The organism is Actinoalloteichus hoggarensis (genome assembly GCF_002234535.1).
Classification (GTDB): domain Bacteria; phylum Actinomycetota; class Actinomycetes; order Mycobacteriales; family Pseudonocardiaceae; genus Actinoalloteichus_A; species Actinoalloteichus_A hoggarensis.
Genome location: NZ_CP022521.1, coordinates 1434690 through 1449945 on the forward strand (window position 1 = coordinate 1434690; position 15256 = coordinate 1449945).

Below are 15256 nucleotides of genomic sequence, written 5' to 3' on the forward strand. Positions count from 1 at the left end.
GGCGCCCGCCGCCCGTCGGACGGCTGCTCATCGCCGGTCCAGCCGCTGCTCGAGGATCTGACCGGGCCAGCCGTCGTGATCGAAGGTCTCGACCGGCTCGAAGCCTCGGCTCTGGTAGTACCTGACGAGGCGACCCTCGCCGCCGCCCCAGCAGTCCAGGCGCAGCCGGTCGACACCCTGTCCGACGGCGAGCCGTCCGGCCAGCTCCAGCAGCGTGCCGCCGACGCCCCTGGCAGCCGGGTCGCGGCCGGACACCAGCGCGATCACGTACAGCTCGGGCATCGTGGTCGGTGGGATGTAGTCGGGCGCGGGGCCGAGCGCGATGGCGCCGAGCAGCCGATGGTCCTGTTCGGCGACGCGGACGTAGCCGGCGCGCACCCAGCTGGTGACGCGGTCCACCGCCTGCTCGCGCGCGGAGAACGGCGTCGAACCCCACTGCCCTTCGGAACCGTTCTCGCACAGCCACTTCACGGCATCGTCCAGCAGCGCGAGGACGCCCGCGATGTCCGAGGTGTCGGCGATCCTGATGGACCGGGCGAGCCGGTCGTCGGTGTCGGTTCCGCTCATTCCCTAGAGGCTACGGACGCGGTGACCACCGCGTCACGCAACGCGGCGCGAAGCCTGCCGACCTCTAACGGGGCGAGTACGGCGGTCTCGCCTGGAGGCGCCACGATGACGATCTGACCTTCGTTGACGTAGACGGTCAGATCCCGCTTTCTGCCCGCCACATCCCGGCAGTTCACCGACCATTGGTTGCGGACCACTACGACCCCACATTCCGCCGTCCCCGGCTTGTCTTCGCTGTTGTGCCTTCGCAGGCCCTCCCGAGGGAGACTCCACGAGCCCGGTCCTGTGACGACGGTTGCTCGGGGCGATGTCGACCTTCTCATTGAGTCGACGCACCGAACAGCGACGCCAGGCGTCGGTTGTGATGTATGACTCACTCGTTTTCGGGTAATCCCTGGCGTTGCCGGTCGGAAAGTTTGCTCTGTGTGAGATTTTTCGCCCCGAACGGGGCGGTGGGGCAGGCGTCGGTGCTGCCGGTCCGCGCGCCCCGCCGAGCCTCGGCGCCCGGCGCCGCGGCACGCCTGCGACGTCCGTGTCACGCCCCGCCGTCGCTGGTCGAGGCGGTCGCCGACAGGTGCGATGGTCCGAGCCGACGACGTCGGACCGGTCCGTGACGCCGCGCCACCCGGCCGTCGCCGTCGATCCTCGGCATGTCGACTCCGAGCAGAGCTCGCCGAGGTCGCCCGCCCGTCCCGGCCGCGCGCACGAGACGCCGGGAGCGGAGTCGGCGAGAATCACCCGGCCGGGCGATACGCCATCGTCGCTCCGACCCTCGGTCCGCGCCCGGCGGCTTCGTCGCGCTCGGCCTCGGATCGAGACTCGTGGCGGCCGACCCCACGTCGCCCGCCCCACGCCCCACGGCCGCCGCAGGCACTCCCGCCACGCCGCGCGGAGGATTACCGTCACGCCGTGGGCGAACTGACGAACGGGACACCGCCGGGACCCTCGGGCGGTTCGCCTCCCCCGGCAGGCGGCAGGCCCGCCGCCCTGCTGATGGTGATGTCCAGCGGCTTCTCCGTCCAGTTCGGTGCGGCGGTGGCCGTCTCGCTCTTCGTCGTCCTCGGCCCGGTGGGCACGGTGGCGCTCCGGCTGGGGCTGGCCGCCGTGGTGCTGCTGGCGATCGCCCGGCCGAGGCTGCGCGGCCGGACCCGAGGCGACGTGCTCGCGGTGCTCGGGCTGGGGCTGGCGCTCGCCGCGATGAACATCGGCATCTACGAGGCGATGGCGCGGATGCCCCTCGGACCCGCCGTCACCCTCGAATTCCTCGGCCCGCTCGGACTGGCGGTCCTGCTCTCCCGGCGGCTGCGCGACGTGGCCTGGGTGCTCCTGGCGGGCGCGGGCGTCCTCCTGCTCAGCAGCGGCGGCTTCGACCGACTCGACCCGGTCGGCGTCCTGTTCTCTCTCGGGGCGGGGGCGGGTTGGGCCTGCTACATCCTGCTGAGCGCCCAGACGGGTCGGCGATTCCCCGGCGTGCAGGGCCTGGCGTTGGCCATGTGCGTCGCGGCGTTGATCGTCCTGCCGTCGGGCATCGCGTCGGCGGGCGCCGCGCTGTTCACCCCGGCGAACGCGGCCGTCGGCCTCGCCGTCGCGCTGCTGTCCTCCGTGCTCCCGTACTCCGTGGAGATGCACGCGCTCCGCAGGATCCCGGCGCGCGTCTTCGGGGTGTTGATGAGCCTCGGGCCCGCGATGGCCGCGCTCGCGGGGCTTCTCGTGCTCGGGCAGACGCTCTCCCCGGCGGAGGTGGCGGCCATCGGACTGGTCATCGTGGCCAGCGGCGGCGCGACCCTCTTCTCCCGACCGCAGGCGGAGCCGCCGCCCGTCTGAGGGCTGCCGTGCGGGCGGCCGGACCCGGCGGCCGGACCCGGCGGACCGGGGGGCGGCGGCCACGCATGGAGTGGATCGGAACCGCTGAGCTTGTGGGCTTCGGACCTGGTGGGCGACGATCAAGAAGACGGCCCGCGTTCCGGCGGGCGGGCGGGACGACCGCCACGTCGGATCGCACGGACGCGGGATCGGTGGTGCACGGGTGAACGAGGAACTGGCGGCCCTGGCTGAGGAGCACGGCGTGGCCACCTGGTACGAGGACTGGCGACACCAGCGGGTCGACGTCGACCCGACGGTGGTCGTCGCGGTCCTCGGCAGGCTCGGCGTGGACGCGAGCACGCCGGTCGCGGTGCGCGCGGCGCTCGCGGCGGCGGCCGAGCGACGTTCCCGGATGCCCGCCACCATCGTGCTGCGTCAGGGTGAGTCGTCGGGACTCACCGGACCCGCCGTGATCGAGCTGGAGGACGGCCGAGTCAGGGCCGTCGTCGACCGGCTGCCCACCGATCTGCCGCTCGGCTGGCATCGACTGCGCACCGGGGACGAGTTCACCACGCTGGTCGTCGCGCCACGCGCCGTGCCGCGGGTGCCGCGTGCCTGGGGGTGGATGGTGCAGCTGTACGCCCTGCACTCCACCGGGTCCTGGGGCATCGGCGACTACGGCGACCTGCGTGAACTGCTGGGCCGCTCCGCGACGGAACTGGGCGCCGACGTGGTGCTCCTCAACCCGCTGCACGCACCGGCGTTGACCGAGCCGGTGCAGCCCTCGCCCTATTCGCCGTCGAGCCGACGGTTCGCCAATCCGCTTTATCTGCGCATCGCCGAACTCGCCGAATACCAGGCCGCCCCGGCATCGGTTCGCGAGCGGATCGACGCCCTCGCGATCCCGGCGGCCGCCGACCGCATCGACTACGACGCCGTCTGGCAGGCCAAGCAGGCCGCGTTGGAACTGCTGTGGCCTTCGGCGGGACCGCTCGACCTCACCGACCAGCCCGCGCTGCGGGACTTCGCCACCTTCGCGGCGCTGGCGGAACGACACGGCGCCGACTGGCGCGACTGGCCCGCCGACCTGCGCGATCCCCGTTCACCCGCCGTCGACGCCGCACGAGCGGAGCTGGCCGACCGGGTGGGCTTCCATGCCTGGTCGCAGCGGTGCTGCGTCGAGCAGCTCGACGCGGCGCACCGGGCGGGTCGGGACGCGGGGATGCGGGTGGGGGTGATCGCGGACCTCGCGGTGGGCGTCACCCCCGACGGCGCGGACTCCTGGGCATTGCAGGACGTCCTCGCCACCGAGGTCTCGGTCGGCGCCCCGCCCGACGACTTCAACCAGCAGGGACAACGGTGGGGGCTGCCGCCGTGGCGACCGGATCGGCTCGCGGAACTCGGCTACGCCCCCTACCGCGACATGCTGCGTGCCGTGCTGAGCCGGGCCGACGGCATCCGGATCGACCATGTCCTGGGACTCTGGCGGCTGTGGTGGGTGCCGCCGGGCGAGACCGCCGATCGGGGCACCTACGTCCGCTACGACGCGGACGCGATGCTGGGCATCCTCGCGTTGGAGGCCGTCCGCGCGGGGGCGGTGGTGATCGGCGAGGACCTCGGCACCGTCCCCGACGGCGTCACCGAGGCCCTGCACGAGCGGGAGATCCTGTCGTCCTCGGTGCTGTGGTTCCAGCGTGCCGAGGAGGACGATCCCGAACTGCCCGCCGGAACGCTGCTGCCGCCGAGCCGCTGGCGCGAGTTCGCCGCGGCCAGCGTCTCCACCCACGACCTTCCGACGGCGGCGGGCTTCCTCCGCGGCGAGCACGTCCGGGTCCGGGCCGAACTGGGGGTCCTCACGGCCGACATCGAGACGGAGCGCGCCAGAGCCGACGCCGAACGCGCCGAGTTCGTGGCCTACCTGAGCGACGAGGGCGTGCTGCCCGTGCGCGGCTCGACGAACCCGGGCGCGGTCGCGGAGCGCACCGCCGAGCCGAGCGAGGAGGAGATCATCCTGGCCATGCACGCCCTGCTCGCCAGGACGCCCGCCCGCCTCCTGTTCGCCTCGCCGTACGACCTCGTCGGCGAGCCCCGACAACCGAACCTGCCGGGCACGGTGGACGAGTACCCGAACTGGCGGCTGCCGCTGCCGGTGACGCTCGACGAGCTGCTGACCGATCCCAGGGTCCGCGCCGCCGCCGCGTTGCTGCGTCGCGCCCGGCCGAGGTGAGTACGGGCGTCCGCCCGCCCGACGAGGCCGGTCCCTACAGCGTCTCCCGATGTCCCGACCGGGCGTTTCCGTCGCAGTGTGCCTGCGGTCGCGAGTGCGGGTCGACGGCGCGATGCACGCGCTCACCGAGCCGCCCAGACCGACGAGGCAGGAGAAGCACGACATCGAGGCGGTGATCGACCGGCTCGCCGTGACGGCCCCGGCGGGTCGACTGCCCGACGGACTCGATCGAGACGGCGCCGCGACGGCCCGGGTCACCGGCGCGTGTCGGCGAAGACACAGGTGACAGCGGCTTTTCCGGTGGAATTCCCGCCGCCGGGAAAGCAGGCTGGGTGCCATGCCGATGCGTGACCGGGGACTTGCCTTGATCGTGGCCCTGCTGTGGGGGCTCAACTTCCTCGCCATTCGCTACGGCCTTGATCACTTCCCGCCGCTGTTCTTCGGCGGGCTGCGCTTCGCGGTGCTGGCGGTGCCCACGATGCTGTTCGTCCGCAGACCCGGGGTCCGCTGGTACTGGCTGGTCGGGTACGGGCTCGGCTTCGGCACCGTGCAGTTCGCCTTCCTGTTCATCGGCATGGACGTCGGGATGCCGACGGGACTGGCGTCCCTGGTGCTTCAGGCGTCGGCCCCGTTCACCGTCCTGCTCGGCGGCCTGCTGCTGCGGGAGCGGATCACCGCCCGCCAGGTCGGCGGCATCCTGCTCGCCGTCGCCGGGATGGCGTTGATCGGCTGGCAGCGGGCGCAGTTCGCCGCCCTGCTGCCCGTGCTGCTGACCCTCTGCGGCGCGCTGGGCTGGGCGTTCGGCAATCTGTGCAGCAGGCAGGCCCGCCCGGAGAGCCCGCTGCGGTTGACCCTGTGGATGTCGGTGGTGCCGCCGATCCCGATGTTCACGCTGTCGCTGCTGTTCGAGGGCCCGACCGCGGGCTGGGACGCCCTGCGCACCGTCGGCGAGCCCGGCGGGCTGCTCGCGCTGGCGGGCCTGGCGTACGTCGTCGGACTGGCGACGGTGGTGGGCACCGGGATCTGGACGACCCTGATGAGCAGACATCCCGCCGGGGTGGTCGCGCCCTTCTCGCTGCTGGTGCCGGTGGTGGGGATCGCCACGGCCTGGCTGGTCCTGCGGGAGGTCCCCACGGCGGTGGAGCTGATCGCCGGCGTGGTCGTGGTGGTCGGCGTGCTGCTCGGCATACCGCCCGCACCGCGGGCCGCCGGGGGAGCGGAGGCCGGGGACCCGGCATCGGCGGGAGTCGGCGCGGGAACGGCCGCCGGGCGGAGGGTTCGGCCGGTCGCGCCGGCGCCGGCAGCGGTCCTCGCCCCTACGCCTGCGCAGGTCGCCGGCGCGCCGGTGGCGGAGGTTGCGCCGGTGACGGAGGTTGCGCCGGTGGTGGAGTCGGCCGAGTCCGCCACCTCGGCGGAGCTGCCGAGTCCGCCCGCCTCGTCGAGCTGAGCGTCGTTCCACCGCGCCGCATCGGCTGGGCAGGGCGTGTCCTGCCCGCGGCCGTCGTCCGAGTCCGGCCGTAGCCAGGTCTCGACCGGGTCGGCATCGGCATCGAGGACGGCAACGAAGCTTCAGTTCCGAGGAACGGGATCGGCTGCCCCGCCGTGGCCGATCGGGCGGCGGCCACGACGGGCGGTCCGCAGCGGCCCGCATCCCCGCCCCGCCCACGACGACGGCCTGCCGATGAGCGGTGCCGAGGACGGAGCGGCGTCGGGGCGGCCTGTCGGGCTGCCGCTCGACCAGCGGGTGACCGCGGCAGCCGAGTGACCGGCTCGGTCGGCTGTCGACCTCGCCGGGGCGAGCGCGGCCGCTCCTGCCACCGGTGCGGCCCCGCCGCGTCAGCGCAGGTCGTGAACCATGACCACCCTCGGGGCCACCGTGATCCCCGCCTCGATCTCCAACAGCCGTTGGGCGGCGAGTTCGGGGCCGTGGTCGCGCTCGGCGAGCACGCGGAAGCCGCGATGCGCGTACCAGGGCGCGTTGAACGGCAGGTCGGCGAAGGTGGTGAGGCTGACCCGGCCGAAGCCGCGCCGTCGAGCGCGGTCGATCGTGGCCCGGAGCAGCGAGCCGCCGATCCCGCGTCGGCCGTAGGCGGGGTGCACGGCCAGCTCCGCGAGATGACAGTCACCGTCGAGCACGGTCGTCGCGGCGAAGCCGACCGGCCCGGCCGACGGCAGGTCGGCCACGAGGACGTCGTCGGCCTCGGCGATGGTCGCAGCCGGATCGTCCTCGGGCAGGAGGATGCCGTGTTCGGCGAACAGTCGACCCGCTGCCGTGCTGGCCGCGACCAGCATGGGCACGTCGCTCGCCAGCAGCGGTCGCACGATCTCGTCGCTCACCGCGCGGCTCCGTCCGGTGTGATTCCGACGGAGGCGATGTCGTGCCGGGGGCGGTCCCGACGTCGTCGTGACCGAGGGGAGACGGGAGCGAGGTCCGGACAGGCGGCCCGTCGCGGGCTGAGGATCACGCGGTGAGTGTGGGAGCACCGACGTGCGACGGCAACCGCTTTTCCGTCGGGACGAGAACGCCTCGTGTCCTGCCGCGTTGCCTGGCGATCATGGTGACGTGGTAATAACGGGGTGTGACCATCGGTGAGGCCCCGCCCCTGGGTATGAGGGGTCAGCGCAGTCAGGGACGGATCGGGCCGACGGGTGGCGAGCGAGATGTCTGAGGTGGACGCGGACGCGACCGTCCGCCGGGCCGCCGCACTCAGCGAGGCGGGCAGGCACGCCGCCGCGATCCGCCTGCTGCGGCCGGTGGTCGACGCGGTGCCCAATCACGCCTCGGCGCTGTGTCAGCTCTCGGTGGCCTGTCTGCACTCGGGCAACCCCGAGGAGGCCGAGCAGTTCGCGCGGCGTGCCTCGGTGGTCGACCCGACTCACCACTGGCCGCACCTGCTCGGCTCCCTCGCCCTGAGTGATCTCGGCAGACACGCCGAGGCCGCCGAGGCCGCACGCAAGGCCGTTCGCCGGGACCCCTCGCAATGGCGCTGTCACGTGGCGTTGGCCGAGGCACTGATCTGGGGAGGCGATCGCGGGCTCTACGAGCAGGCGGTGGCCTCGGCGGGCCGCGCCGTGGAGCTCGCCCCCGAGGAACCGAGGACGCACGAGGTGCTGGGTGACGCGCTGCTGCGCGACGGGGACCGGCCCCGGGCCGCGGCGGCCTACCGGCGTGCCCTCGCGTTCCCACTGGCCGAGGATCAGCAGGCCGACATCGAGGCGAACCTTCGCATCGCCGAGGAACGTCGAGGGCAGGCAGGCCGCGGCGCCAAGCCGGTGGGCAGGCGCCCCGCCCCGGTCAGTGCGAAGACAGACGAGTCCGGCGGCGCGGCGGCACCCCCCGCCACGGGCGTCGCCGCCTGGAAGCGCATGGTCGCGATGTTGCGCGCGGGTCCCCGCGACAGGCCGACGGCCGATGCGTCTCGAGCCGATGGATCTCTGGCCGGTGGGCCCCTCCCTGGAGCGAACGGAGCCGATGCGGACACAGCCGCGTCCGGCAGGACGACCGCCGTCGCTCGGGACGACGCGGCCCGGAACTCGAACGGTCGCACCACGTCGGGGCGGTCTGGCCGGGCCGCGGCGCCGTCCTCGGCCGGCCGGGGTCGGACCGCTCGAACGGCGGGCGTGCCGACCCTGCTGCGGCGGGTCTGGCTGGTCCAGGGGCTCGGCACGCTGGCGCTGATGATTCAGGCCAGTCCCGATTCGAGCCGGTTCGACGGCGGGCTCGGCCTGCTGCTGGCGGGTGCGATCGGCGTCGTGGCCTGGCCGATCGTGCTGGACGGCCGGGCGGCGGCGTCCACATCTCGCGTCAAGGTGCGCGACGCCAGGGTGCTGATCGTGGGGGCGCCGCTGGCGGCGGGCCTGCTGCTGCTCCTCTGGTGGGCGGTGTCGGTGTTGATCAGCCCCGGCACGCTGTCGCCGCTGAGCCTGGCGATGGGCTGCACCGCCCTGGGCGCGATCCTCAGCCTGATCACCGGGGCGGGCAGGCGTCGCTGATCGCGGGTGCCCGAGTCGACTGAGGCGGCCTGCCGAGGCGGGGACCTGGCGATCGGTGACGGCCGAGCCTGCCGCACTGCCCACTGAGCCTGTCCGGCACTCCGAGCTTCGAGATTCGATCAGGATCTAGATGGCCGGACAAGGCTGTTCTCATCCGGACTGGATGTGGCCGACCGCAGAGTGTCTCGGGACCGAGCTGCTCCGATTTCGGCGGGAGCCGGGCATGCGCGGGCCCCGGCAGTCGGACGTAGGATATCCCGATTCCTCAGCTGCGACGAGGCCCTTGCTGCGCCGGTACCCGGCACGGGAGCATCTCTCCTGTGCAGCGGGACAGCCCGGTCTCGCCACGCCTGAAGGTCGGGCGCGCGGCAGTCTCGGGCACGATGACATGCAGCTGACTGATCCTCGTAAGGATGGTTGTGAGCACACTCGGTAGCTTCATCTGGTCGATCGCCGACCAGCTTCGGGGCCCTTACCGCCCCAACCAGTACGGGAACGTGATCCTGCCGCTCACGATCCTGCGCCGGCTCGACTGCATCCTCGAACCCGACCGCGAGACCGTGCGGGAGCTGGCCACCAGATTCCACAACCCCAACCGGCTCAGGGGCGAAGTCACCAAGGTCACTGGTCGGCCGTTCTACAACACCTCGCGCTACTCCTTCGCCAATCTGTTGGCCGATGCCGACGGTCTCGCGGACAACCTCGTCGACTACATCGACCGGTTCTCCGCGGACGTCGACGTGTTCGACTACTTCGACTTCAAGAAGGAGATCCTCGCTCTGGAGAAGGCGGGGCTCCTGCGCGAGGTCGTCAAGGCCTTCGGAGCCGTCGACCTCCATCCCGCCGTGGTGTCCAACTCGGACATGGGGGACGCGTTTGAGTACATCATCCGCAAGTTCAACGAGGCCGCCAACGAGACGTCCGGTGATCACTACACCCCGCGCGACGCGATCCGGCTGCTGGTCGACCTGCTCTTCGCCGAGAAGGAGACCGACCTGAGCGAGGCGGGCATCATCCGGTCGCTCTACGACCCCACGGCGGGGACCGGCGGCATGCTGTCGCTGGCGGAGGAACACCTGCTCGCGTATAATGCGGGCGCCCGGCTTAATCTGTACGGCCAGGAGTACAACCCGCAGTCCTACGCCATCTGCAAGTCCGACCTGCTGGCCAAGGGGCACGACGCGACCAACATCGCCTTCGGCAACACGCTGACCGACGATGCTTTCAAAGGTCGCCAGTTCGACTTCTGCATGTCCAACCCGCCCTACGGTGTGGACTGGAAGCAGTACGCCAAGGCCGTCCAGGCGGAGCGCGACTCCGCAGGTCCTTACGGCCGCTTCACGCCCGGCCTCCCGGCCACCTCCGACGGTCAGATGCTGTTCCTGCTGCACCTGGCCCACAAGATGCGGGCACCAGAAGACGGCGGCGGCCGGGTCGGGATCGTCATGAACGGCTCCCCACTGTTCAACGGCGGCGCCGAGTCCGGCCCGTCGAACATCCGCAAGTGGCTGCTGGAAAACGACCTCGTCGAGGCGATCGTCGCTCTGCCCACCAACATGTTCTTCAACACCGGCATCGCCACCTACATCTGGATCCTCGACAACGCCAAGCACCCCGACCGCAAGGGCAGAGTTCAGCTCATCGACGGCTCGTCGTTCTGGACCAAGATGCGCAAGAACCTCGGCGCCAAGGGCCGCGAGATCAGCGACCGCGACCGCGCCGAGGTCGTCAAACTGTACGCCGACTTCACCGATGCCGACCCTGACTTCTCCAAGGTGCTGCGCACTGACGAGTTCGGCTACTGGACCATCACCGTCGAACGGCCCCTGCTGGACGAGGACGGCACGCCCGTCCGTGACCGCAAGGGCAAGATGAAGGCCGACGCCAAGAAGCGCGACACCGAGAACGTGCCCTTCACCTACGGCGGCTCCACCGCGGGCCCGGCAGGCAAGCTCGACGTCGTTCAGGCCTACTTCGACGCCGAGGTGAAGCCACACGTCCCCGACGCCTGGATCGACTGGGCCAAGGCCAAGACCGGCTACGAGATCCCGTTCACTCGCCACTTCTACAAGTACGTCCCGCCCCGGCCGTTGGCCGAGATCGATGCGGACTTGGAAAAGCAGGTTGCGAAGATTCTTGAGCTGCTGCGGGAGGTGGAAGGATGAGAACGGAACCTCCGTCGTGGCTGCCCTTGATGCCCGAGCATTGGCATTTGACGCGCGGTGGGAAAATTGCCCGCCTAGTCCAGCGTTCCCCGTCCGTGAGAGAGGGCGTTGTGACTGCATTTCGGGATGGTCAAGTGACCCTACGGGTCAATAGGCGCGTGGACGGTTTCACGGAGTCATTGAAGGAGATCGGGTACCAAGGGGTCCGCGCAGGTGAATTGGTAATTCATAGCATGGACGGGTTCGCGGGCGCGATGGGTGTCTCGGATTCGGACGGGAAGATGTCGCCGGTCGTACACATCTACGCAGTTCCTGACGACAATCCGTACTATGTTGCTCATGTGTTGCGTGTCGCTGCGGGTAGCGGCTTCATCCAGTCGTTGGCGAAGGGCATTCGAGAACGGTCAACTTCGTTCGATAAGTCGACTTTTAAGGACATGGCTCTGCCGCGCCCACCCCGCAGCGAACAAGACAAGATCGTCGCATACCTCGACCGCGAGACCGCCCGCATCGACACGCTCATTGAGGAACAGCAGCGCCTCATCGACCTCCTCCGCGAGCGGCGTGCAGCTATCCTTTCATCCTCTTTGGAGTCGACCCATGGATGGGTTCGTTACCGAATCAAGCACATTGGCGAGGCAATCCTAGGAAAGATGCTTGATTCGGGACGTGCTATCCGCGAGGGCGACGAATTTAGGCCGTACGTGCGTGCAGCGGATGTGCGCGCAGGCGGGTCTGTGAACCTCGCTGACCTCAATGAGATGCCCTTCTCGGTCGACGAGATGGCTACCTTCGAACTCCGTGCGGGAGATATTCTACTCGTCGAAGGCGGCGCTACCGGGCGACCCGGATTCCTGTTCGACGCGGCTCCGGGAATCGCGTTCCAGAAGACGGTCAACAGGCTCAGGGTTGGGGAACTTGCGGACGCACGGTTCGTCTACTGGTCAATGCTCCGGCTATACGAATCGGATTACTATGCGAATCACTACGGTTCTGTGTCCTTTGTCCATCTGACTGCTGAGAAGCTCCGCGAGATCGAATTGCTCTTGCCGTCGCTCGACGAGCAGCGACGTATCGCTGCCTATTTGGACGCGCAAACCGCGAAGATCGACGCTCTGATCGCGGAGGCCGAACAGTTCATCGAGCTTTCAAAAGAACGCCGCGCCGCCCTCATCACCGCCGCCGTCACAGGACAGATCGACCTACGAGAGGTGGCGTGATGGCCGACCACAACGAGGTGGTCTTCGAGGCCGAGATCTGCCGACACCTCCACGCCCACGGCTGGCTGTACTCGGACAAGGACACCGGCTACGACCGCGAGCGCGCCCTGTTCCCCGAGGACCTGTTCGCCTGGCTGGCGGCGACCCAGCAGCCGAAGTACGAGAAGGCCCTGAAGGCCGCAGGCTCACCGGCGAAATTCCTCGACGTCCTGGTCGCCGCGCTCGACAAGCCCTTGGAACACGGCGGCGGCACGCTCAACATCCTGCGCAACGGCGTGCAGTACATCGGCGGCGGGCGGCTCAAGCTGGCCCAGTTCCGCCCCGAGACGACGTTGAACGAGACCACCAACGCCGAGTACGCCGCGATGCGGGTGCGGGTGATGCGGCAGGTGCGCTTCTCCACAGCCGACCAGCGCAGCATCGACCTGGTCTTCTTCGTCAACGGCCTCCCGGTGGCCACGGTCGAGTTGAAGACCGACTTCACCCAGTCCCTGGACGCGGCGATCAACCAGTACAAGAAGAACCGCAACGCGCTGACGAACGGCCGCCCCGAGCCGCTGCTGTCCTTCGGCCACCGGGCGCTGGTCCACTTCGCCGTGTCGAACGACCTCGCCGCGATGACCACCCGATTGGAGGGGGAGAAGACCCACTTCCTGCCGTTCAACACCGGCTGCGACGGTGCGGGCAACCCTCCCGGCAAGGACGGGAGGTCCTCGACGGCGTACCTGTGGGAGCGGGTCTGGGAGAAGCACGCCTGGCTGGGCATCATCGGCCGCCTGATGATCGTGCGGACGAAGGAGGAGTGGGACGTCACCACCGGTACCTCGGTGCGCCGCACGAGCATGCTCTTCCCCCGGTTCCACCAGTGGGAGGCAGTGACGAACATCGTGGCCGCGGTGGCCGAGGAGGGCGTGGGCCATCGCTACCTGATCGAGCACTCAGCCGGGTCCGGGAAGACGAACACCATCGCCTGGACGGCCCATCGCCTGGCGCGGCTGCACGTCGAGGACGAGAAGGTCTTCGACTCGGTCATCGTGGTGGTCGACCGCACCGTGCTCGACGGGCAGTTGCAGGACGCGATCCGGCAGATCGACGGCACGGGCAAGATCGTGGCGACGATCAGTCCCGAGGACGTCCGCAAGGCGGGCGCCAAGTCGAAGTCCGGCCTGCTGGCACAGGCATTGACGAACGGTGAGCTGATCATCGCGGTGACGGTGCAGACATTCCCGCACGCTCTCGAGGCCATCCGGGCCCACTCCGGCCTGAAGGGAAAGCGGTTCGCCGTCATCGCCGACGAAGCGCACTCCTCCCAGTCCGGCCAGACCTCCACCAAGCTCAGGGAGGTGCTGACCGCCGACGAACTCGAGGAGATCGAGGACGGCGGCGAAGTCGACGTCGAGTCGGTCCTGGCCTCGGAGATGACCGAGCGCGCCGAGTCGCCGAACATCTCCTACCTGGCCTTCACCGCGACCCCGAAGAACAAGACGCTGGAGCTCTTCGGTCGCAAGGGTCCCGACGGCAAGCCGGTCGGGTTCCACCTCTACTCGATGAAGCAGGCCATCGAGGAGGGCTACATCCTGGACGTGTTGAAGGGCTACCAGTCCTACGACACCGCGTTGAAGATCGCCGCCAAGGCGGACGGTGCTGGTGCTGGGAGCGACGGCTACGAGGTCGAGGAGGCCGCTGCCCGCAAGGGATTGATGCGATGGGTCCAGTTGCACCCGACGAACATCGGCCAGAAGGTCCAGATCATCGTCGAGCACTTCCACGCCAACGTCGCCCACCTGCTGGACGGCAAGGCCAAGGCGATGGTGGTGACCGGCTCGCGCAAGGCGGCGGTGAAGTACAAGAAGGCGATCGACGCCTACATCGCCAAGCGGGCGGCCGCCGACCCCGCCTACGACTACCGGACCCTGGTCGCCTTCTCCGGAGCCGTGACGATGGCCGAGGATGAGGAATGGGTCACGGAGTGGGGTCCGGCACCGACCAAGGACGACGAGTTCAGCGAGCGGAACATGAACCCCGGTGCAGCCACCGATCTGGCCGCCACGTTCCAGGACGAGACCTACAAGATCATGCTGGTCGCCAACAAGTTCCAGACCGGGTTCGACCAGCCGTTACTCTCCGCGATGTACGTCGACAAGAAGCTGTCCGGAGTGACTGCGGTGCAGACGCTCTCCCGACTCAACCGCACACACCGCACCGCAGGCGGGGAGCAGAAACGCAAGACCTTCGTCCTCGACTTCGTGAACAAGCCCGAGGACATCAGGGAGTCGTTCGAGCCGTACTTCACGAACGCCACGCTGGAGACCGAGACCGACCCGTACGTCGTCATCCACCTCGCCGCCAAGCTCGCGCAGGCCGGGATCTACACCGAGGACGACGTCCGCACGGTCGCCGGGCTGTGGGTCACCCGGAAGGGCAACAACGCGGTCTCCTCGGCGATCAGCCCGGCGCAGCACGACTTCCGACGCCGCTACGCCAGAGCCATCGACGAAGACGACAAGGTCACGCTCAGCACCCTAGACATGTTCCGCAAGGACGTCTCCACCTACGTGCGGCTCTACGACTTCATGAGCCAGATCGTCGACTACGGCGACCCGTATCTGGAGATGCTCTCGATCTTCCTGCGTCTGTTGGAGAAGGTCATCGCCGAGTCCGCCTGGGCCGCCGAAGTCGACCTCTCCGACGTGGTCCTGGTCGGGGTGAAGCATGACAAGGCGAGGGCGATGGACATCTCGCTGTCGGGGGACGGCGAGCTGACGGGAATCACCGCGGCGGGGACCGGGACCAGGAAGGAACCCAAGTACGTCGCGATGCAGGTGGTCATCGACAAGCTGAACGACCTCTTCGGGGCCGAGTCGTTCACCCAGTCCCAGGTCCGGGAGTTCGTGCAGGGACTGGTCCAGCGCCTGCTCGACCACCCCGAACTGGTCATGCAGACCAGGGTGAACTCGAAGAAGCAGTTCATGGAGTCGCAGGATTTCCAGACGGCCGTCACCGAGGCGGTGGTGGACAACCAGGACGCCCACAACGCGATGGCCGATTACTTCTTCAGCGACGGGCCCGCGATCAACGGCGTCATCCTGGCGATCGCGGATGCCTTCTACGAGGCGGCGATCGACCGACCCACGGATGGCTGATGGCAGGCGTGCGCTGACCTGGTGACGCTCAGGGGAGCGGCCGAGTACCCCGCGCGAGAAGGCGGATATGCCGGTGGCGAACCCCCACGCCATCGTGCCGGTGTGTGCAGCGCCGTACTCGGCGCGCGAACAGCGCCT

At 69.5% G+C, this 15256-nt stretch carries 10 protein-coding genes and 1 pseudogene; 8 read left to right on the forward strand and 3 right to left on the reverse strand.

Features of this window, described 5'->3' with window-relative positions:
• Positions 1 to 27 precede the first annotated feature (27 nt).
• Positions 28 to 567 (reverse strand): GNAT family N-acetyltransferase, encoded by a 540-nt coding sequence (locus tag AHOG_RS06495; RefSeq protein WP_093940543.1) that lies wholly within the window; start codon positions 565 to 567, stop codon positions 28 to 30.
• On the reverse strand, positions 564 to 764 hold the full coding sequence (locus AHOG_RS06500) for a hypothetical protein (RefSeq protein ID WP_093940544.1): 201 nt from the start codon (positions 762 to 764) through the stop codon (positions 564 to 566). The genes AHOG_RS06495 and AHOG_RS06500 overlap by 4 nt, the downstream gene beginning before the upstream one ends.
• Positions 765 to 1476: 712 nt before the next feature.
• Between AHOG_RS06500 and AHOG_RS06505 the strand changes: the two genes are divergently transcribed.
• The 4 genes and pseudogenes from AHOG_RS06505 to AHOG_RS06515 all read left to right on the forward strand — a co-directional run.
• Positions 1477 to 2391, forward strand: a complete 915-nt coding sequence (locus tag AHOG_RS06505) for an EamA family transporter (protein WP_211290538.1) — start codon at positions 1477 to 1479, stop codon at positions 2389 to 2391.
• 202 nt (positions 2392 to 2593) lie between these two features.
• Complete coding sequence (malQ, locus tag AHOG_RS06510; protein ID WP_093940545.1) at positions 2594 to 4597, forward strand: 4-alpha-glucanotransferase; 2004 nt, start codon at positions 2594 to 2596, stop codon at positions 4595 to 4597.
• 112 nt (positions 4598 to 4709) lie between these two features.
• Positions 4710 to 4883, forward strand: coding sequence for a hypothetical protein (locus AHOG_RS29010; protein WP_245856861.1), 174 nt, complete (start codon positions 4710 to 4712; stop codon positions 4881 to 4883).
• A 51-nt stretch (positions 4884 to 4934) separates the two neighbouring features.
• Positions 4935 to 5816 (forward strand): annotated as a pseudogene (locus AHOG_RS06515) (EamA family transporter); the annotation flags it as partial.
• Between the two features lie 617 nt (positions 5817 to 6433).
• On the opposite strand, the gene AHOG_RS06520 reads toward AHOG_RS06515, so the two are convergent.
• The gene (locus tag AHOG_RS06520) at positions 6434 to 6934 is read right to left on the reverse strand and encodes a GNAT family N-acetyltransferase (protein ID WP_245856594.1); all 501 of its coding nucleotides are present in this window, start codon (positions 6932 to 6934) and stop codon (positions 6434 to 6436) included.
• A gap of 324 nt (positions 6935 to 7258) precedes the next feature.
• Between AHOG_RS06520 and AHOG_RS06525 the strand changes: the two genes are divergently transcribed.
• From AHOG_RS06525 to AHOG_RS06540, 4 genes are all read left to right on the forward strand, one after another.
• Entirely contained in the window at positions 7259 to 8590 is a 1332-nt protein-coding gene (locus AHOG_RS06525) for a tetratricopeptide repeat protein (protein ID WP_157736684.1), read from the forward strand.
• Between the two features lie 413 nt (positions 8591 to 9003).
• Complete coding sequence (locus AHOG_RS06530; protein WP_221438495.1) at positions 9004 to 10755, forward strand: N-6 DNA methylase; 1752 nt, start codon at positions 9004 to 9006, stop codon at positions 10753 to 10755.
• 158 nt (positions 10756 to 10913) lie between these two features.
• On the forward strand, positions 10914 to 11975 hold the full coding sequence (locus tag AHOG_RS06535) for a restriction endonuclease subunit S (protein WP_157736685.1): 1062 nt from the start codon (positions 10914 to 10916) through the stop codon (positions 11973 to 11975).
• Positions 11975 to 15118, forward strand: a complete 3144-nt coding sequence (locus AHOG_RS06540) for a type I restriction endonuclease subunit R (protein ID WP_093940549.1) — start codon at positions 11975 to 11977, stop codon at positions 15116 to 15118. The genes AHOG_RS06535 and AHOG_RS06540 overlap by 1 nt, the downstream gene beginning before the upstream one ends.
• The last annotated feature ends 138 nt before the right edge of the window (positions 15119 to 15256 follow it).